The organism is Micromonospora sp. MP36, from assembly GCF_008119785.1.
Classification (GTDB): Bacteria; Actinomycetota; Actinomycetes; order Mycobacteriales; family Micromonosporaceae; genus Micromonospora.
In genome coordinates this window covers 12,637-32,222 of the sequence record NZ_VSFA01000021.1, presented here as the reverse complement: position 1 = coordinate 32,222, position 19,586 = coordinate 12,637, and the positions used below count along the sequence as shown (strand labels likewise).

Here is a 19,586-nt window from a genome sequence, read left to right as displayed (position 1 = left end):
CCATCGTCCTGTGGTGCCTCAGATCACGGGCCGACGAAGACGGCGGTGGCCCGCCAGTCCACCTTGTCCACACCCGGACCGCTGCGCACGGTGGCCGAGCCGGTCGGCGCGCCGCCCGACCAGGCCATCGAGGAGAGGTTGCCGGTGCCCCGGGAGACCACGTAGAGCGTGTCGCCGTCCAGGAACATGCCACCCGCGTCACCGAAGGCCGTCGTGCCCGCGACGGCGGTCCGCTCCGCCCCGACGGTGCCGGTGTCCGGCGAGAACCAGCGCCAGAACAGGGTGCTCTGGCCGGCCAGGGTGTAGTAGAGCCGGCCACCGGTGTAGAACATGCCGGTCAGGTTCGCCATGTCCGCGGAGAAGTCCGACGCCATGCCGGCGTACGTCTGCCCCTCCGGGGCGGAGCCGGTCGTCAGCGTGTCCCACGTCGCGTCGTGGTACGGGTCCAGCTTCTTCGGGGTGCCGAAGGTGCTGCCGTCGAAGGACCGGCGGTACAGGTCACCGTTCACCCCGTAGAAGAGGTCGCCGCCGACCCAGAACGCGCCCTTGACCGTCGACCACTTGGTGCCGTCGGAGTTCGCGACCGAGGTGGCCGCGCCGACCGCGGTCGCCCCGTCGTACGACCGCTTGGTCACGGTGTCCAGGGCGGCCCCGGACGGCACCGGCGGCAGCTGGACGATCTCGATGCCCTGGATGAGCGGGTTCTCCACCGAGCGGCCGAAGTCGATGTCCACGTTGCCGTCGCTGGTGAACGTGAACGCCCGCATGATGCCCCGGTTGGTGCCGCCGGCAGCGGCGACCGGGTCGAAGTTGTTCAGCTTGAGCACGCCGTCGACGCTCACGTTGAACTTCCGCGCGCCGACCGTCCCGGTCTTGGCGTACCGGTTGGCCAGGTAGAGCCGGACCTGGATGGGGGTGCCCGCCGGGACCGGGAAGTCCCACTGCATGTCCGGGGCGGTCGCCAGGTCCCAGCGCTCGGTGTTGAACAGGGCAATCGGCGTACCGGCGGGCACAGTCGCGTCGACCGTCGCGTTGGTGGCGTAGTTGGTGACGTTGCTGCCGTCGTTGTGGTACTGGCTCGGCGCGGCCACGCTGTCGGTGGCCCAGGCCGGCCCGCTGGCGGCTGCCAGCTCAGGGCCGCCCGCGTTGACCCGGTAGAGCACGTCCGACGCGGCGGGCGTCGGGGCGGTCTTGACGATCTCGATGCCCTGGACCAGCGGGTTCTCCACCACCCGGCCGAAGTCGATGTCCACGACACCGTCGCTGACCACGGAGAACGACCGCATGGTGCCGCGGTCGGTGCCGCCGGCGGCGACGACCGGGTCGATGTTGTTCAGTTTGAGCACGCCGTCGATGCTGACGTTGAACTTCCGCGCGCCGATCGCCGAGGTGCCGGCGTACCGGTTGGCGAAGTAGAGCCGGACGTCGACCCGGGTGCCGGCCGCGACCGGGATGTCCCACTGCATGTCCGGGGCGGTCGACGCGTCCCAGCGCTCGCTGTTGAACAGCGTCGCCGGGGTGCCGGCCGGCACGGTCGAGTCGAACGTGGCGTTGGTCACGTACGTCTTGGTGTTGCTGCCCGCGTTGTGCAGCGGGCTGGGCTCGGTGGCGGTGTCGCCGGCCCAGTCCGGGCCGCCGTCGGTCGCGGGGATCGCCGGGCCACCGGCGTTGATCCGGTGGAGCACCTCGGTCTGCGCCGCACGGCCGGCCTGGTAGATGTCACCGGGCAGGCCCTTGGTGCTGGTCGAGTGTGGGGCGCTGCCACCGTCCAGCGGGAAGAACGCGAGCTTCGCGCGCTTGTACTTGAAGTCGGGACCGATCCAGTCCTGGTCGCTGCCGATCCAGAGGCCCTCCGAGGTCACCAGCATCTCGGTGACGCCGTAGCCGCGCGGGTGGCGGCCCGGGTTCCAGGACAGCGGCAGGCCGCTGACCGGGTCCAGGGCGGCGATGCTGGCCCGGCCCACCGCGCCCGGCGCCGCCTTGTCGCGGCCCAGCGAGTTGTTGAGCCAGCGGAAGTGACCGCCGACGTAGACGGCCTTCTCGCTGACGCCGACCGAGAGGAAAGTGTCGCCGCCGCTGTAGTTGACCCAGGTGGGCTGCTGGCCGTTGCCGGTGGCGGAGGTCTCCCAGCGGGCGGCCGCGTCGCAGAGCGTGCCGGGGTACGCCGCGCCGGTGGTCACCACCATGAAGTACTTGCCGTCCGGGGAGAACGCCACGTCCCGGACATACGAGTCGAACGACGTGTAGCGGCAGGCCGCCGAGTAGCGGTCGGTGTTCCAGTCGGCGATGGTCGCCGAGGTGTCGCCCAGGTTGATCCGGACGATCTGGTCGTGGACGACCCCGTTGGCCTTCTTGAAGTTGCCGATGACGACCAGCTGCTTGCCGTCCGGCGAGACCGTCAGCTTCTCGGTGCCGACGCCCGCCTTGGCGCCGCCGTTGGTGCTGGTCCAGTTGTGGTTCTCGGTCAGCGCCACGGTGAGGTAGTCGTCGACCGCGCCCGTCTTGGCGTTCAGCGAGGCCAGCCCGTTGCGGGTGACCCCGGTGGTGCTGGTGAAGATGCCGCCGACCAGGAGCCGGTCGCCGACGAGCGCGATGTCCTTGACCGTGCCGTTGAACACCGCGTTCTTGAAGCCGGTGACCACACTGCCGTCCGCGACGTTGAGCAGGACCAGCTTGCGGTAGTTGCTGCCGTTCACCTTGTTGAACGTGCCGGCCAGGTAGACGGTGCCCGGGGTCGGTCCGGCGATGATCGCGGTGACGTCCGCCGGTTCGTCGGCGGTCGCGCCCTCCAGCACCGGCGCGAAGGAGTTGTCGATCTTGCCGGTGGCCTTGTCGAAGGCGAGCACGTACTTGCGGGTGACCTCGGTGGTCTGCTGGCCGCGGTCCTGCGCCTTGGTGAACGAACCACCCACGATGACCTTGTCGCCCGCGTCGTAGATGGCGACCACGTTGCCGTCGTTGATGTTCGGCGTCTTGTCGGTCGGCACCTCGCCGACCATCGTGCTGTGGTCCGGCGCGGGAGCCGCGAGCGCGGGGGCGGTGAGCCCGGGGGTGAACAGGGTGGCGATGCCGAGGGCGGCGGCGCCGAGTGCGGACACCGAGCGGTGTCTCAGTATCGAGGAAGCCACAGGCAACTCCGGGTGAAGGTCGGAGGCGCTGCGGTCAGGGCCGGGAAACGACGCGGGGTGGGGCGTACGTCCGGCCGACCGCAGGCGTGAGAGCAATACCTTCTCTCATCCGGCCTCGGTACGTCCACCCGGGACCACCCTTTTTGACCAAGGAAGTGCCGGAGCTCGCACGAAAAGACGAGGGACGATCACCGGGCCGGCGCCGACGGCGGCCCGGACGAGACGGTCAGGTCGGGCGGCGGCGGGCTGAAGTACGGGTCGGTCGCCAGCTCGCGGAACACCGCTGCGCTCTCCGGGTCGTTGCCGAACGTGCTGTCGTACAGCGGCTTCGTGGTCTGCTTGGCCGCGAAGTAGAGCGCCGCCTTGATCTGCGGGTGCTTCTTGAGGTAGGGCCGGACCTCGCGCAGCCAGTCGGCTCGCTGGCCGGGCCGACCCTCCTGGGTGAGGCCGAACTCGCCGATCACCACCGGCCGGGGGTGCTTCTGGGCGAAGGCCATGAAGTGGTCCATCCGGTCGGCGAAGCTGTTCCACTCCGGGCTGGGGTAGACGTCGGCGCAGAGCCAGTCCACCTGGTCGTCGCCGGGGTAGTAGGCGGCGGCGTCCCGGTCGGCCTCGGCGAAGCCGTCCGCGTGCGGGCACCACACCCAGGCCGCGTTGGTGACGCCGACCTCGGTGAAGATGGCCCGGACGTGCTTCCAGGCGGCGACGTAGTCCTCCGGGGAGTGCATGCTGGCGGCCAGGTTCGGCCGGTCCATCTCCCACCGGTAGCGGAGCAGCACCGGCACGCCGAACGCCTTGACGTCCTCGGCGCGCTGGCGGATCAGCGAGTCGTATATGCCGCTGACCGTGGACCGGGTGTCCGTGCCGCCCCAGGAGATCATCTGGAGCTTCCCCTGGGCCTGGAAGGCCCGCTCGGTGGCGCCCGGGAACGCCTCGTTCCACTCGTGGAACATGTGCGCCATGGTCAGCTTGCCGCCGGCCGCCTGGTTGAACTCGTCGAGCGCGGTCGTGCGCCCGGTCGCGTTGTGGAACTGCGGCTTGACCCACGCGCCGAGCCAGGCGCCCCGCTTCGGCAGCTCCGGCCCGCGCCCGGTGGTCCGCACCGGAGCGGTGCGGGGCTCCACCGAGGGGGGCGGTGCCGCCACCGTCGTCGGCCGGTCCGATCGGTCGGCCGGCCCGGCGTCACAGGCCGTCACCGTCGGCCACACAAGGGCCAGGGCGAACATGACTGCCGTCGTGCGTCGTAACCGTCGTACCAACGCAACCTCTCCCCGGGGTGGTCGCCGGCCCCATGGTCGGCGGCCCCGGCGGCCCGCGTCAGCGGGACGGCGCGCCGGGGCGGGCGGACAACCCCTGGCACTCTACCGATGCGACCGCTGTCACGGGGTGTAGCCGAGTTGGCTGAGCAGCGGCTCGGCCTGGCCGAGGACGTCGGCGAGGTCCTGCTCGCTCAGCCGCTTGCGCCAGCGGCCGACCGAGTCCGGGCGGGCCTTCCCGAAGCGCGCGTGCAACGCCTGCCGGCCCGCCGGGTCCGTCACCTCCAGGAAGTCGGCCACCACCTCGGCCGCCTCCGCGGGACGGCTGACGATGTCCTCGTAGCGCAGGTGGCGCACCCGCTCGGCGGGCAGCTCGGCGAGCTGGGCCAGGGCGCTGCCGGTGAACCGGCGCCACATCCAAGCGGAGCGGCCCAGGTCAGAGACCCGGGTGAACTCCTCGTGCCGCTCCGGTTCCACCCAGAACCGCGGTGCCGCGCCCCACGCCGTACCGCCCCGGCCGCTCTTTCCGCTGCCCGTCGAGGCCGCATTCAGCCACGGCTGCTCGGCGTGCGAGACCGCGACGTCCCGGCCGTCCCGATAGACGTGCAGGAAGACCGCGTCCGGGAAGACCTCGGTCAGGAACGGCACGATGAAGCAGTTCTCCGGGTCCTTCTCGGCGAACCGGAGGCCGCCGTGGCCGGACGCGGCGAGCAGCGCCCCGTAGTAGCCGCGGAAGTAGCGGGCCGCCCGCTGCGGGGTCCAGCTGCCCTCGTACACGCAGCGGGCCACCGCCTTGGTCAGCCGCGGCTCGAAGTGGTAGGAGACCTCCGGCAGCGCCCCGACGCAGCTGCCCAGGAAGGTGGTGCCGGAGCGGGGCGCGCCCAGGATGAAGATCGGCCGGTCCACCCGGAGGCTGCGCTTGCGGTTGCCGGCCTCCACCGGCCGTTCCAGCTCCCGGCGCTCCTTGCGGTCCGCGAGCAGACCGACGGCGGCGAGCTTCGCGGCCTTGACGGCGGACAGGCCGGTGTGCGGGGCGAGGGGCGTGCTGCTGGTCATCGGTGTCCCATCGGTACGCAGGGGCAGGTCAGGACTGGGCGGCCGGGGTCGCGCCGGTGCTCTTCCGGCCGCGCCGCAGCGCGCGGAGCGCGTCGAGGTGCAGGGCGGCCCGCCAGCGCCAGGCGCCGGCCAGGTACGCCGCCGCGCCGACCACCGTCAACCCGGCGAGCACCGGCACCGGGGCGCCGAGCAGGCTGGCCGCCCCGAGCGGCAGGCCGAAGCAGCCGACGGCCAGGGCCATCGCGGCCCGGGTGCCGCGCCCGAACGGGTGCAGCCGCAGCGACCACCAGAGCTGGCCCAGCGGCACCAGGTTGGTGACCAGGATGGACGCGGTCCAGGCCAGGGCGGCGCCGAGGATGCCGTACACCGGGATGAGCGCGACGTTGGCCACCACGTTGAGCACCGTGCCGGCCATCGCGTTGTAGAAGGTCCACGCCGTGCGCCCGGCCATGTTGAGCACCATGTCCACCATGCCGCAGCCGGTCGCCACCAGCATGGTCAGCGCGAGCAGCAGCACCACCGGGCGGCCGGCCCCGTAGCCGGAGCCGAACAGCGCCAGCATGGGCCCGGCGAACGCGGCGAAGACGAGGTAGGCCGGCCAGGCGAGCAGCACCAGCCAGCCGGTGGCCGCCTGGTAGAGCTGCCGTGCCTCGGCCCGGTCGTCCCGGGCGAACGCGGCCGCCAGCCGGTGCTGGACCGAGCTGGACAGGGCGACGCTGGAGAGCTGGCCGAGGGCGAGGAAGCGGGTCGCGGCGGTGTAGACCGCCGCGTCGGCCGGCCCGCGCAGCGCGCTGAGCAGCACGATGTCCAGCCGCTGCACGACGATCGCGGCCAGGCTGCTCAGCGCGCGCGGCCCGGTGAACCGCCAGAACGGCCCGGCCAGCTCGCCCACCGGCACCGGCTGGGCGACGCGCCGTCCGGCGCGGCGGACCAGCCGGCCCAGCCAGACCACCGCCACCGCGGCGGCGAGCAGGTACGGCACCGCCCAGGCCAGCGGCAGCGCGGACGTGGCGGAGAGACCGAGCCAGGCGGCCACCGCCACCGCCACGAACTGCACCAGCGTGCGGCCGAGCCGTTCCACGGTCAGCAGGGGCCGCATCTGGCCGAAGCCCCGGCAGGCGGCGAGGGCGTAGTCGTTGAGCGCGGCCAGCGGCACGAAGGCCAGCAGGATGCGCAGCGCGGTCACCGCGTCCGGACCGGCCTCCGGCATGGTGGCCGCGGCGAGCGCCGGGGCGGACAGCCAGCCGGCCAGGCCGAGCAGCGCCCCGACGGCCAGCACCGGCAGCAGGCCGGCCAGCACCGTGCCGCGGATCCGCTCACGCTGGTCGAGGGCCCGGTACCGGCTGACGAAGTAGACCGTCCCCACGTCGGTGCCGAGCCGGGCGGCCGACGCGGCGATCATGAACGCGCTGGTGGCGGCGAAGAACATGCCCGCCTCGCGGACCGACCAGCCCCGGGTGATGACGATGTTCAGGCCGAAGCCGGCGACCGCGGCGAGGCCGACCCCGACCAGGTTGGCGAAGCTCTGGCGGGCGGCGCCGCCCAGGCCGGCGCCCGCACCGGGTCCGCCGGCCGGTGCGGTCCGCGTCGCGGTGGCGCCGCCGTCCGTCCGGGTCACCGCCGCCACGACGGCACGCGTCCCCACCAGGTGGCCAGCCGCTCGTCGTACGGGGCGAAGTGCGCCTCCAGCCGGGCCCGCAGCTCCGGCGACATCGGCGACCGCGAACGCGAGTTGTGCTTGCCGAAGGAGATGTCCGCCCAGCGGGGCAGGCCGAGGAAGTCGCAGACCGCGTCGAAGGCCGGGCGCGGGTCGGCGAAGAAGTCGTCGCTGTCGATGACGTGCAGCCGTTCCCGGCCGACCAGCGCCTCGAACCGCTCCAGCTGCTCGATGTACCGCCCCCGGGCCAGGTACGCGTTGTGCTGGAGGTGGTGGCTGGCGTACTTCGGGTCGGCGGTCATCCGCTCCCGCTCGCCGGCCGTCCGCTCCTCCTCCAGCGCCAGCGCCCGCTCGAACGACGACTCGGTCTCGTAGCCCCGGGCCAGCTCGTGCGAGTGCGCCGAGTAGGCCCGCTCCACCGGGTCCCGGAGCAGCACCAGCAGCTTCACCGACGGCAGGTCCTTGGCGATCCGCTGCCCGGCCAGCGGGTGGAACATGTAGTACGGGCTCGACTCGCCGGTGATCCCGCGTACGCCGAGCTGCTCCCGGACCGCCTCCGCCTTCGCGGTGGTGGGGAAGTGGCCGAGGTACCAGCCCATGCCCCGGTGGTAGTCCATGTCGAAGTAGTGCACGCCCTTGTGGTAGGCCGGCGGCAGCACCCCGGGGTGCTGCGAGAGCGTCTTGAACAGCGAGGTGGTGCCGCAGCGCTGCGCCCCCACGATCAGGAATCCGGGCACCATCCGCGAACCGGAGGTCAATCGACCGACCGTCCGGCTCACCGACTTCACCGCACGGAGCGCCTGCTCCCTGGCCAGCGTCACGTCCCCACTCCTCACTCTCACCAGGCCCGACGGGCCAGGTGCTCCTCCACGGCGGGCAGCAGCCAGGCGTCGACGTGCCCCAGTCGCGCGCCCGCCTCCGCCTGCCGGTCCCGCAGGTAGCGCGCCGCCAGCTCCACCAGGTAGAGCACGGCGACCAGGTCGGCGTGCCGGCCGTCCTGGTCGAACGGCGCCAGCGTCCGGTCCGCAGCGGCGAGCAGCGCCTGCGCGGCCTCCGTCGGATCCAGCCCGTCGTGACCGATGGCGGTCTGCACCGCCCGGTGCAGCGCGTCGTAGCCGCACGGCACGTCCGCCTCGAACCGCTCCCAGTCCCAGACCAGCACCCGACCGTCGGCGAGCACCGCGCTGTTGCCGCCGTTCCAGTCACCATGCCAGGCGCCAAAGGCCACCGTCGGGTCGGCGTCCGCCACCGTCTTCAGCACCGCGCGCAGCCGCTCGGCCTCCGGGCGCGCGCCGAGCGCGTCCACCGCGTCGGACAGCCGGGCCGCGTGATCACTGCCGGCCCAGGACCGCCGGCGTACGCCCAGGCAGCCGGCGACCGTGACCATGGCCGCCCGCTCGGCCGCCTCGGCGGCGGCCGGGGTGGCCCGGGGCAGCCGCACCGGCAGCGCCTCCTGCACCAGCAGCGCGTGCCCGTGCCAGTCGCCGTGATGCCGGACGCCGGCCACGGTGACCGGCCCGAGCGGCAGGTCGGCCAGCCGGCGCAGCGCGGCGGCCTCCGCGTCGACCAGGGCGCGGGTCAGCGGGTCGACGCCGAGCTTGGCGTACCCGAGGGCCCGGCCGTCCGGGGCGAGCAGTTGCAGCACCGGCTTGCGGTTGGCCCGGGCGGGCCCGATGTGCATGCTGACCAGCGCCGGGGTGCCGAGCACCTCGGCCAGGTACGCGTCCAGCCCGGCACCCGTCACCGTCAGCCGGTCGCGGAACACCAGCGGCCCCAGCCCGAGCCGGAACGCGGTGGCCAACCCCTGCCGGACCAGCCGGGCCTTGCGGCCGACCGCCTCGGTGGAGTGCCGCACGGCGCTCGCCGCCGCTCGGCCGGAGCCGGTCGGCACCAGCAGCCGCGGCCGGGCCGCCGAGGGCACCACGACCCAGCCGGAGCCCCCCTTGCGCAGGGCGGGTTCGGCCGGCTCGGGCCAGATCAGCCCGGCCAGCTCACCCAGGTACGCGGCGCGGCCGTCGCCGTCCGGAGGTACGCGGAACACCATCAGCGGTCACCGGCAGCTTCCAGTCGGGCCCGCAGCCCGGCCACGGTGCCCTGGTGCGGTGCCGACGCGACGGCCCGGCGGAGCCGGTCGTTGCGGGCGAGCAGGGCGACCGAGATCAGGCCGTAGGCGAGGGTGGCTTCCAGCGCACCGTAGGTGAACTGGAAGAAGAGCATGAGGATCAGCACCAGACTGCCGGCGACCCCGATGGCGCTGTGGTCGCGCCGGTAGCGCCAGAGGCAGTAGAGGAAGAAGCCGTTGTAGCAGAGCGCACCGACGTAGCCCTGGCCGACCAGCAGGGCCCAGAGCTGGCCGTTGCTGCCCAACTCCCGGTTGCCGCACTGCTTGCAGTCGTCGGACTTGCCGATGGCGATGGACCGGTTGCTGCCGATCAGCGCCCGGTTGCCGCCGTAGCCGAGGACCGGCGAGTGGTTGGCCGCGGTGATCGCGCCCTCGGACAGGGTGGTGCGGATGTCGTCGCTGTGCCCGTTCTGCAGCCGCTCGTCGAAGGTGCGGCCGAGCGGGGTGGCGATGATCAGCACCCCGATCAGCCCGACCGCCAGGGCGAGCCCGCCGAGCACCGCCATCCGGCCGCGCAGGGCGAGCCGGACGGCCACGTACACCGCGGCGATGCCGAGGCCGATCCAGAGGCCCCGGTTGAGCGAGTAGATGATCGGGAAGATCGCGGCGAGGGCGATCGCGACGCCGAGCACCCGGCGCAGCGGCCGGCCCAGCACCACCCAGCCGACGATCATCCAGATCAGCAGGATCGCCGTGTTCTCGCCCCACGAGTTGGTGTACGTGAACGGCGCCGACGGACGCGGTGAGCTGGCCTCGCCGGCGATCACCTGCTGGACCTGGGCGAACTTGACGTTCATCAGCGAGGCGACGTAGGACTGGTTGGCGATCGAGTGGGGCAGGATGAACCGCAGCGGCGCGACGAAGCCGAGGTTGGGGAAGAGCGAGCCGAGCCAGCCGCCGATCACCACGACGACTCCCATGAACCCGAAGAGCCGGACCACCCGCCGCCGGGACAGCTCCCGCTCGCTCAGGTTCAGCACGTAGAGCATGACCACGGTCATGGCGACGAAGTTCGCCAGCCGGATGCCCCAGCCGATGTAGCGACCGGCGCCGCCACCGGGCGGGAGTGTGTTCGGCGCGGTGAGGCCGAGCACCAGCACGGAGAGCAGCAGCCAGAGCAGCAGCACCAGCCAGATGCCGAAGCCGGGCGGCACCCGGATCGGACCCCGGCGGCGCAGCTGCACGACCATCGGCACGGCGAAGATGATGAAGACGAAGCTGGACACCCCGAGCGCCCACCACAGCGGGTAGAGCACGAAGAGCGCGATCAGCGGCCACGCCACCGGCAGCCGCAACGACGAGCCCTTCGGCCGCACCGGGGCCGGCGCGAGCCGCGTGCCGCCGGGCGCGGGGACGTCCCCGTCGACCGGGGCCGACCCGCGGGCGGGGCGGTGCGGGGTGACCGTACTCATTTCACGGTGACCTTGGCGGCGGTCGGCGCGTAGATCACCCAGGCGTTGCCGGGCTGCGGGTGCATCAGGTCACCGCCGCCGTCGGCGATGGTGCAGACCATCTCCAGGCCGGGCTTGCGCCAGCGGCCCTTCGCGCTGGACGGCCCGGAGACCGCGACGACCGCGCCCTCGCCGAACACGTTCGCCGCGGGGAGCGACCGGGGTGACGGGTGCCGGACGTCCAGCGTCCGGTATTCCATGGTCAGCACGATCACCGAGGCGGCGGTCACGCTCACCTTGCCCACCTTGCTCACCCAGAGGGACTTCTGCTGGTCGTACCGCCAGACCATGGGTGGGCCGCCGGAGACGGTGACGGTCAGCTCGGCGGCCGGGACGAGGTCCCGCGAGGCCAGCGCGGCGCCGTCGACCGCGTGGTCGAGCGCGGGCGTGGGTGGCTGGCCGCCCTTCGGCGCGGCCTTCCAGAGGGCGGCGGTGGAGGTGTGGTCACCGTCAAAGACCTTGGCGCCGTCGCCGCCCGGGGTGACCCCGGCCAGGCCGGACTTCTCGAACTGGGTGAGGAAACCGGTGGGACCGCCGGTGTATCCGACGAACGGGCGCAGCACGCCGATCGACCGGATGTCGACCGGACGGATCTCGGTGACCGGGCCGATCCGGGAGGCGTCCCGGGACTGGAACACGGCCGTCAGGTGCAGCGTGTCGGACTCGGCGAACTCGGCGTAGACCAGATCGGCCGCGTCCAGGCCGGCCGGGGTGGTCGACGGGGTGACCCGCAGCGGCACGGCGACCGCCTGCCGGCTGGCCACCGCCACGGCGGTCACCGGCAGGCCGGTCAGCGGCGCGGCCGGCAGGCTCGGGGTCGGGCTCGGCGCGGGCGTCCCGGCCGCACCCGGGTCGACCACGTCGACGCTGCCGGCGGGGGGCTGCGGCTCACTGCAGGCGGCGCCGAGGCCGACCACGAGGGCCGGGGCGAGGGTGGCGCGGAGCATCTGCCGGCGGTTCACCCCAGGTCCTCGCCGCGCTCGAGCGCGTACCCGCGGCCCGGCCCGTCGGTGCTCGGGCTGTCGCCCCGTGACCGGTACGTGCCGGAGTTGCCGTTGACCGGCACCGGCTTGCTCGCCGCCGGCGGCTTCGCCGTACCCGCGGCGGAACCCGGGTCGGTGGGCCGCATCCGGGGCAGCACCATGGTCGACTCGGCGGAGGGGCCGGGGGTCGGCCGGGGCTTGGGCCGGTTGGCCGGGGCGGCCGGGCGGCTGGTCCCGCCGGCCGGCACGGGCAGGCGCGGCGCCAGCACCGCGCCGATCACCGGGGCGTTGACCTGCTCGAACTGCTGGAGTGCGGCAGTGATCTCACCGCTGCGGGTACGTCCGCTCTCGGCCACCACGATCACCGCGTCGACGTACCGGCCCAGGGCCTGGGCCTCCACCGCGACGGTGGGCTGGGCGGTCTCGATGAGCACGTGGTCGAAGCGCGCGGACAGCTCGCCGAGGATCTCCAGCAGGCCGGCGACCGGCAGCTCGATCTCGGCGTCGAGGTCGCCGGGGACCAGCACCCGGAGCTGGCCGAGGCCGGGCACCGGGGCCAGCGCCTTGAGCGCCGGCACGTCCCGGCGGAGCACCGAGGCCAGGTTGTGCCGCCCCTCGGCAACCCCGGTGATGCTGCTCAGTGCCGAGTCCGGCTTGGTGGTGACCAGCGCGACCTGCTGGCCGGTCCGGGCGTACGCGGCGGCCAGGTTGGCGGCGACGAACCCGGCGGCGGTGCCGGCCGAGCCGTCGCAGAGCAGGAGCTGACGCCCCCGGCCGCCGCCGCGCGGCTCGGGAACCGCGGAGAGCAGCACGTTGCGCAGCCGACCCAGCTCGCGGGAGATCTGGTGGCCGGCGGGCAGCATCGTCAGCGAGGAGGCACGCGCCGGCAGCTCCAGCAGCAGCGGCAGGCCGACCCGGTCGGAGATGTCCCGGCCGCGGCGCACCCGGGTGTCGAGCCGGTCCAGCACCAGCGCCAGCACGATGCCGAGCAGCAGGCCGGCGCCCATGCCGCTGGCCAGGTTGAGGGTCCGGTTGGGCGAGCTGGGGCTCTGCGGCAGCCGGGCGTCCGAGATGATCTCGCCCGGGTCGGTGTCGGCGGAGAGCAGCGGGCTCAGCCGGTTGTTCAGCGCGGCGAGCTGGTTGGTCAGGACGCTCCGGTCGGCCTCGGCCCGCTGCCGCTCGACCGAGTTGCTCGGCGCCGCCGCGATCCGGCCGGCGACCGCGCTGAGCTGCTTGTTGACGTCCCCGATCTGCTGCTTCAAGGCGGCGGTCTCGTTCTCCACCGTCTTCTGGGCGGTGGCCTTGCGCAGGTCCAGGTACGCCTGGGCGAAGGCGTGCGAGCCGGCCTGGGCCTGGGCGGGGCTGTCGGCCTCGTAGGCCACCTGGAGGACCTGGCTGTTCGGCGGGACGTTGACCGCCACCGACTGGACGAGCTCGTCGGCCGGGGTGCTGCTCTTCATCAGACCCTTGGCCCGCTCGGCGACGACCAGCGAGCGGACCACCTGCGCCTCGGTGTCGAGGTTGACCTTGGCGTTGGGGTTGCTCTCCCCGCCGGTGCTCAGCGGGCGTACCAGCAGCGAGGTGCTCGACGTGTACCGGGCGTGCTGCAGCTGGCTCACCGCCAGCCCGCCCGCCGTGCCGAGCAGCGCGGCGAGGAGCAGGATCCACCAGCGGCGGCGCAGCCAGCCCAGGTAGGCCATCAGGGCAAGACCGTCGGAATCGCTCTCGGCCAGGTGGGGTGAGGGCATCAGAGTCTGTCGCTCCCTTTCGACCGAGCCGGGCAGTCCACGGCACAGCTGGACGTGACCGTGACCTTGAGTGTCCCCGATCCGGACGATGAGGAAAAGTCTGCGCCCGTTCCGGTAAGCCTGCCCAGGTGTACGTAGCCCGCGTAGACATGGTCGGTCATCCCTGACCATTCGGGCGGTTCCCCCCGACCTGCCCCCGGGATTCGGTGTCGGTGACGGCTCCTCGTCCGGTGCGGTGACGGAATCCTGACACACCCTCGCCGCCTCCGGTGGCCCGGCCCGTGACGCCGGCGTCACCTCGGCTGACCTGGCCAGTCCCGGCCTGAGCGGCTACCGGCGGTGGGATTCCCAGGCTGGCCCGACCGGTGGGTGGAGATCCGTCCAATGGCCCCTTTAGTTGTCCACCTCCGCGCCGATAGGTTGTCATGACGCGTCCGAGGGCCCTTCGCGGAAATCCGGACGTGTTCGCGGCGTACGGGGAGGAAAGCTTTGGTGAGCGGGTCAACCGAGGGCTCGGGACAGGTCCTGCTGGTCGGCTCCAGTGGCGGGCATCTCGCCCAGCTCCTGGCGTTGGAGCCCTGGTACCGGGACCGGCACCGGGCGTGGGTCACCTTCGACACCCCCGACGCCCGTTCCCTGCTCGACGGCGAGGACGTGGTCTGGGCCCACCACCCCACCACCCGTAACGTGAAGAACCTGGTCCGCAACGCCTTCCTCGCGCTGGCGGTGATGCGCCGGCGGCGGGTCGACGCGGTGGTCACCACCGGCGCCGGGGTCGCCCTGCCGTTCGTGGTCGCGGCCCGGCTGCGACGGATCCCGACGATCTACATCGAGGTGTACGACCGGATCGACAGCGCGACGCTGACCGCCCGGCTCTGCCGTCCGTTCCTCTCCGCCATGCTGGTCCAGTGGGAGGAGCAGCGCCGCATGTACCCGGAGGCGACCGTCGTGGGGAATCTCCTGTGAGCGCGAGGACGCGCGTTCCGGGGCGGCTCGCGTGGGACGCGGCCGAGCCGGAATGCGCGCTTGAGTCGGTTTTGCGAGCCCCGCAGTCGCGAACGAAGGTGGTGCTGTGAGCGCGCACATCCCCCGGCCGCGCGACGGCCGCGACTCGGCGCCGTACGTGCTGGCCGTGGTCGGCACCGACGTGCACCGGTTCGACCGGCTGGTGGACTGGCTGGAGCGGTGGCACGCCGACCGGGGCCCGGTCCGGGTCGTCCTCCAGTACGGCCACAGCCGCACTCCGCGCCTGCCCGAGGCGACCCCGTTCCTCGGCCACGAGGAACTCCAGCGGGCCATGGCCGAGGCCACCCTGGTGGTGAGCCACGGCGGGCCGGCCACCATCACCGAGGCCCGGCGCACCGGGCACCTGCCGATCGTGGTGCCCCGGGACCCGACCCACGACGAGCACGTCGACAACCACCAGCAGCTCTTCGCCCGGCGGCTCGGTGCGGCCGGGATGGTCCGGCTCTGCGAGACCGAGGCCGAGCTGGTCGCCGCCCTCGACGAGGGCTTGGCCGACCCGGCCCGCTTCACGCTGGCCGCAGACCCGGACCGGCCCGACCCGCGGGCCGAGGCGGTGGCCCGGGTGGGCCGGGTGATCGACGACCTGGTGGCCCGCCGGGTCCGCCAGCGCGCCGGTGGGTGGCGGCGGTGACCGCCGCGGCGGACAGCCCGCGCGTCCTCTTCGTCGGCGGCCTCGGCCGCAGCGGCTCCACCCTGCTGGAGCTGCTCCTCGCGCAGAGCTCGGACGTCTGCGCGGTCGGCGAGGTGGTCCACCTCTGGGAGCGGGCGCTCGGTGCCGACGAGCGGTGCGGGTGCGGCGAACGCTTCACCGCCTGCCCGTTCTGGCGGCAGGTGGGCGAGAACGCCTTCGGCGGCTGGTCCGCGGTCGACCGGGCCGAGGTGCTGGCCCTCAAGGACCGGGTCGACCGCACCCGGCACATCCCCCGGCTGGCGAAGAGTTCCCTGTCGCCGGAACAGCTCGCCGACGTCCGGGAGTACGCCTCCCGCTACACCCGCATCTACCGGGCGGCGCTCGCCGTCACCGGGGCGCGGGTGGTGGTCGACTCCAGCAAGCACGCCTCGCTCGCCTTCGCGCTGCGCTGGGCGGAGGGGCTCGACCTGAGAGTGCTGCACCTGGTGCGGGACAGCCGGGCGGTGGCCTACTCCTGGGGCAAGCAGGTACGCCGACCCGAGGTGGTCGACGGCGAGGACTTCATGCCCACCTTCTCCCCGCTGGAGGTGAGCAAGCTGTGGACCGCGCAGAACGCCGCGTTCCACCTGCTCGCCGCCCGGGCCGAGGTGCTCCGGCTGCGCTACGAGGACTTCACCGCCGACCCGGCGGGCACGGTCCGCCGGCTCCGCGAGTTCGCCGGGTTGCCGGACGACCCGGCGGCCCTGCGTATTTTGGCCGGCACCGACGCGGCGCAGGGCGATACGGAGCCCGTCGCGCCGTTCCGGGCGCACAGCATCGCGGGTAACCCGCTGCGGTTCAGCGACGGTCCGCTGACCGTGCGGCGGGACGAGGCCTGGCGCACCCGCCTGCCGCGCCGCAGCCGGGCCGTGGTCAGCCTGGCCACGCTGCCCTTCCGAGTCCGCTACGGCTACCTGGGCCAGCGGGGATCCGATTCCGTGGAGGCGTCCTCTTGAGTGGTCCGAGCATTTCCGTCGTCGTACCGACGCGGGACCGTCCGGAGCTGCTGCGCGCGGCGCTCGACGCGATCCTCAGTCAGGCGCACCCGGGCCTGATCGAGGCCATCGTGGTCTACGACCAGTCCGAGCCGGACCGGTCCCTGGAGCTGGACCGGGGCGACCGGCGGGTCCGGGTCATCAGCAACACCCGTACGCCGGGGCTGGCCGGGGCGCGCAACACCGGCATCGAGGCGGCCAGCGGCGACCTCGTCGCGTTCTGCGACGACGACGACGAGTGGCTGCCCGGCAAGCTGGCCGCGCAGCTCGGCGCGCTCGACCTGCACCCGGACGGCGCGCTGGTCAGCTGCGGCATCCGGGTCAGCTACGACGACCGCACGGTGGACCGCTCGCTGGACCGGTCGCGGGTGTCCCTGGAGGCGCTGCTCCGCGACCGGCTCACCGAGCTGCACCCGTCGACGTTCCTGATCCGGCGGGCGGCGCTGCTCGACGGGATCGGGCTGGTCGACGAGCAGATTCCGGGCAGCTACGCGGAGGACTACGAGTTCCTGCTCCGGGCCGCCCGGTACGCCCCGCTGGTCAACGTGGACAGCCCGTACGTGCTGGTGCGCTGGCACAAGCGGTCCTACTTCGCGCAGCGCTGGGAGACCATCTCGACGGCGTTGCAGTGGCTGCTGCGGCGCTATCCGGAGTTCGCCACCGTGCCGCACGGCGAGGCCCGGGTGGCCGGCCAGATCGCCTTCGCGCAGGCCGCCATGGGCAACCGGCGGGACGCGGTGCGCTGGGCGCGGCGCACGCTGGCCCGCAACCCGCGGGAGCCACGCGCCTACCTGGCCCTGGCGGTGGCGAGCCGGGCCGTGCACGCCGACCGGGTGCTGCGTACCCTGCACAAGCGCGGCCGGGGCATCTGACGCGTACCCGAAACGGGCGGGCGACCAACCGGTCGCCCGCCCGTTTCCGATGCTGTCCTCAGGCCACGCAGAAGGACTTCCACGCCTGGATGCTCGGTTGGTCGAGCAGGCGGAAGTCGCCCTGGCTGACCACCTGGTTGTAGTACGCCACGAATTCCGGCCGCTGCCCGTTGAGATAGGTGGTCATCGCCCGGATCCACGCCGCCCGTCCCGAGCCGGAGTCGCCGGGGACCAGGTCGCTGCCGGTCTCCGCGACCCCCCAGGGCTTGCCCAGCGCCTTGGACTTGCTGATCATCGCGCCGTAGATCTCCTGCGGCGGGGCGTACCGCTTCCACTTGACGCCCCAGTTGTAGCAGTCCCAGCCGAGCGTCTCGATCACGTCACCGCCGGGGTAGAAGGCGTCGAAGCTCCGCCCGGACTTCGGGTCGAGCGTCCAGCACATCAGGATGAGCGTGTTGATCAGCTTGGGGTTGCCCGCCCGGTCGGCCAGGCCGGCGACCCGCTTCCAGGCCGACCGGTACGCGGCCGGCGTGAAGGCGCCGCGCTCGACGTCGTCCTCCGGCTCGTGGAAGTAGGACCAGTAGACGTTGTGCTCGCGCGGGATCGAGGCGAACCAGGAGGCCAGCCGGGTGTCGTACTTGCCGGAGTTGATCTCCTGGGGGGAGGCCTTGAAGGAGACGACCACGGTCCGGTCGATCACGTCGGCCCGGCTGCCCTTCCAGGCCGGCGGGAGCCCGGGGAAGAAGATCCGAGCCATCCGCAGCCGGCCGAAGGTCCGGTCGGTGCGGGCCAGCGCGGTGCCGAAGCTCTCCCCGTTCTGCACGCCGATCGAGGCGCCGGGCAGGGTCAGCCGGGTGCCGGTGAAGCCCGGGGTCGACCCGGTGGAGGCCGACGGCGAGGCGGAGGGACGGCCGCCGAGCCCTTCGGCGGCACTCGGCTCGGCGGTGCCGGGCGTGCCGGTCGGGGCGGCGGTGGGCGCCGGCCGGCCGGGCTGCGCCACGCCCTGGCGGTCCGTCGAGTCCGGACGCAGCGTTGCCACGGCCACCCCGCCGCTCGCCACCGCCAGCACCACCGCCGCCGCGACGGCCAGCCGCCAGCGCCGCCGGGAACCGCCGGGCGGCGTGGGCGTGGGCCCGACCGAGGGCGGCCCGGGCCGGTCGGGGCCACCGCCAGCGGGCGGCACGGCCCGTGGGTCCGCGGACCAGCCGGACTCGTGGGGCGACGGATCGGCCGGCGCGGCCCAGTCGGCTTCCCGAGCGGGAGCCGCCGTGCCGGACCAGTCCGCTTCCTGCGCGGGAGCCCCCGTGGTGGACCAGTCTGCTTCCTGCGCGGGAGCCCCGGTGGTGGACCAGTCCGCTTCCCGGGCGGGAGCCCCGGTGGTGGACCAGGCGCCGGTCGGTTGTTCGGCCCACTGCTGGTCGGGGTGAAGGTCGGTGGGGCCGGGCCGGGCCTCCGTGGCGGAGTCCGGCCACGGCAGCGCGGGCCGGGCCTCGGCTGGCGGCATCGGCGCCGCGGCTTCCGGCGCCGCGCCCGGCGGCCAGGGCAGAGCCGGCGCGCCCTGCTGGCGTGGGATGTCCTGGCCCGGCCACAGGCCGGTCGGCTGCCCGAAGGCGTTCTGCTGGTCTCGCTCGGCCGGCATGACCCTCCCTGGCTGGCGGCCCGTCTCGGGGCGCAGGTCGGACGCGTTTACCGCTCGACACTATCGCCCGGTCACCTGGGCCGTGCGTACCGCGACACTCAGCCGAACGCCTCGGCGGTTCTGCCGGTGACGGCCGAAGCGGGCATCTCGACCCCGGTGCGGGCGATCGCGGCGAGCAGCCGGTCGGCCAGTTCCGGGCGGCAGACCACCAGGTCGGGCAGGCGCGGATCGGGCCGGTTGTAGCGCAGCGGCGAGCCGTCGACGCGGGACGCGTGCATCCCGGCGCCGAGGGCGACCGCGACCGGTGCGGCACTGTCCCATTCGTATTGGCCGCCCGCGTGGACGTACGCGTCGACCTCGCCGGTCACCACCGCGCACACCTTCACCCCGGCGGAACCCATCGGCACCGCCCGGGCACCGAGCAGCTCGACCAGCTCGCCGACGAAGGCCGGGGGACGGCTGCGGCTCACCGCGATCCGGATCGGCCCGTCCGCCGCCGGCGGGGTCGGGCAGCCGGTGCCGAGGATGAGCTGTCCGCCGTCCGGCCTGGTCCGGGCCGGCATGCCCACCGCGCCGGCAACCAGCCCGCCGTCCGGCCCGGCCGACCGACGCCAGAGCGCCACGTGCACCGCCCAGTCGGTCCGGCCGGCCTCCGAGAACTCCCGGGTGCCGTCGAGCGGGTCGATGATCCAGACCCGTTCCGCGTCGAGGCGGGCCGTGCGCTCCCCGGCCGACCAGGCCCGGCGGGCGTCGACCTGCTCCTCGGAGAGGACCGCGTCCGTCGGGCGCCAGCGCCGCAGCGCGGTGGTCATCAGCTCGTGGGAGGTACGGTCGCCGGCGTCCTTCAGCGCCGCCGGGTCGGCGAAGCCGCGCCGGTCCCGCAGCGCGGTCAGCGCCGCGCCCGCCCGCCCGGCCAACCATTCCGCGAAGGCCTGGTCGTCGAGCTGACCGGTTCCGTCCTGGGCCACGCGCCTCACCACCTC

The 19,586-nt window shown here is 73.5% G+C and carries 15 protein-coding genes; 4 read left to right on the top strand and 11 right to left on the bottom strand.

Annotated elements, in window-relative coordinates:
* Nucleotides 1–23: 23 nt before the first annotated feature.
* The 9 genes from FXF52_RS17240 to FXF52_RS17200 all read right to left on the bottom strand — a co-directional run bounded on the left by FXF52_RS17240 (nucleotide 24) and on the right by FXF52_RS17200 (nucleotide 13,401).
* A complete protein-coding gene (locus FXF52_RS17240; RefSeq protein ID WP_148797928.1) occupies nucleotides 24–3,128 on the bottom strand; it encodes a malectin domain-containing carbohydrate-binding protein in 3,105 nt (1,034 codons plus the stop codon).
* A 188-nt stretch (nucleotides 3,129–3,316) separates the two neighbouring features.
* Nucleotides 3,317–4,252, bottom strand: coding sequence for a glycoside hydrolase family 26 protein (locus FXF52_RS17235; RefSeq protein ID WP_255472052.1), 936 nt, complete (start codon nucleotides 4,250–4,252; stop codon nucleotides 3,317–3,319).
* A 255-nt stretch (nucleotides 4,253–4,507) separates the two neighbouring features.
* Nucleotides 4,508–5,440: a sulfotransferase gene (locus FXF52_RS17230; protein ID WP_148797926.1), complete on the bottom strand. Its 933-nt coding sequence runs from the start codon at nucleotides 5,438–5,440 to the stop codon at nucleotides 4,508–4,510.
* Between the two features lie 28 nt (nucleotides 5,441–5,468).
* A complete protein-coding gene (locus FXF52_RS17225) occupies nucleotides 5,469–7,058 on the bottom strand; it encodes a polysaccharide biosynthesis C-terminal domain-containing protein (RefSeq protein WP_255472050.1) in 1,590 nt (529 codons plus the stop codon).
* Nucleotides 7,055–7,918 carry a sulfotransferase gene (locus FXF52_RS17220; RefSeq protein WP_148797925.1) on the bottom strand — a complete coding sequence of 288 codons (864 nt, stop codon included), beginning with the start codon at nucleotides 7,916–7,918 and terminating at the stop codon, nucleotides 7,055–7,057. The genes FXF52_RS17225 and FXF52_RS17220 overlap by 4 nt, the downstream gene beginning before the upstream one ends.
* A gap of 17 nt (nucleotides 7,919–7,935) precedes the next feature.
* On the bottom strand, nucleotides 7,936–9,141 hold the full coding sequence (locus FXF52_RS17215; protein WP_148797924.1) for a hypothetical protein: 1,206 nt from the start codon (nucleotides 9,139–9,141) through the stop codon (nucleotides 7,936–7,938).
* A complete protein-coding gene (locus FXF52_RS17210; protein ID WP_148797923.1) occupies nucleotides 9,141–10,631 on the bottom strand; it encodes an O-antigen ligase in 1,491 nt (496 codons plus the stop codon). Before FXF52_RS17210 ends, FXF52_RS17215 begins: the two co-directional genes overlap by 1 nt.
* Entirely contained in the window at nucleotides 10,628–11,632 is a 1,005-nt protein-coding gene (locus FXF52_RS17205; protein WP_148797922.1) for a DUF3048 domain-containing protein, read from the bottom strand. Before FXF52_RS17205 ends, FXF52_RS17210 begins: the two co-directional genes overlap by 4 nt.
* Nucleotides 11,629–13,401 carry a Wzz/FepE/Etk N-terminal domain-containing protein gene (locus tag FXF52_RS17200; RefSeq protein ID WP_148797921.1) on the bottom strand — a complete coding sequence of 591 codons (1,773 nt, stop codon included), beginning with the start codon at nucleotides 13,399–13,401 and terminating at the stop codon, nucleotides 11,629–11,631. Before FXF52_RS17200 ends, FXF52_RS17205 begins: the two co-directional genes overlap by 4 nt.
* Before the next feature lie 489 nt (nucleotides 13,402–13,890).
* On the opposite strand from FXF52_RS17200, the gene FXF52_RS17195 reads away from it, so the two are divergent.
* The 4 genes from FXF52_RS17195 (at nucleotide 13,891) to FXF52_RS17180 (ending at nucleotide 16,964) form a co-directional block, all read left to right on the top strand.
* Nucleotides 13,891–14,367, top strand: coding sequence for a UDP-N-acetylglucosamine--LPS N-acetylglucosamine transferase (locus FXF52_RS17195; protein ID WP_148797920.1), 477 nt, complete (start codon nucleotides 13,891–13,893; stop codon nucleotides 14,365–14,367).
* Between the two features lie 106 nt (nucleotides 14,368–14,473).
* The gene (locus FXF52_RS17190) at nucleotides 14,474–15,058 is read left to right on the top strand and encodes a glycosyltransferase (protein ID WP_148797919.1); all 585 of its coding nucleotides are present in this window, start codon (nucleotides 14,474–14,476) and stop codon (nucleotides 15,056–15,058) included.
* Nucleotides 15,055–16,053: a sulfotransferase gene (locus FXF52_RS17185; protein ID WP_148797918.1), complete on the top strand. Its 999-nt coding sequence runs from the start codon at nucleotides 15,055–15,057 to the stop codon at nucleotides 16,051–16,053. Before FXF52_RS17190 ends, FXF52_RS17185 begins: the two co-directional genes overlap by 4 nt.
* A complete protein-coding gene (locus FXF52_RS17180) occupies nucleotides 16,050–16,964 on the top strand; it encodes a glycosyltransferase family 2 protein (protein ID WP_148797917.1) in 915 nt (304 codons plus the stop codon). The genes FXF52_RS17185 and FXF52_RS17180 overlap by 4 nt, the downstream gene beginning before the upstream one ends.
* A gap of 58 nt (nucleotides 16,965–17,022) precedes the next feature.
* On the opposite strand, the gene FXF52_RS17175 is transcribed toward FXF52_RS17180, so the two are convergent.
* Together FXF52_RS17175 and FXF52_RS17170 are read right to left on the bottom strand one after the other, a co-directional pair.
* On the bottom strand, nucleotides 17,023–18,603 hold the full coding sequence (locus tag FXF52_RS17175; protein WP_148797916.1) for a hypothetical protein: 1,581 nt from the start codon (nucleotides 18,601–18,603) through the stop codon (nucleotides 17,023–17,025).
* A gap of 98 nt (nucleotides 18,604–18,701) precedes the next feature.
* Nucleotides 18,702–19,571, bottom strand: coding sequence for a 3'(2'),5'-bisphosphate nucleotidase CysQ (locus tag FXF52_RS17170; RefSeq protein ID WP_370517998.1), 870 nt, complete (start codon nucleotides 19,569–19,571; stop codon nucleotides 18,702–18,704).
* Nucleotides 19,572–19,586 lie beyond the last annotated feature (15 nt).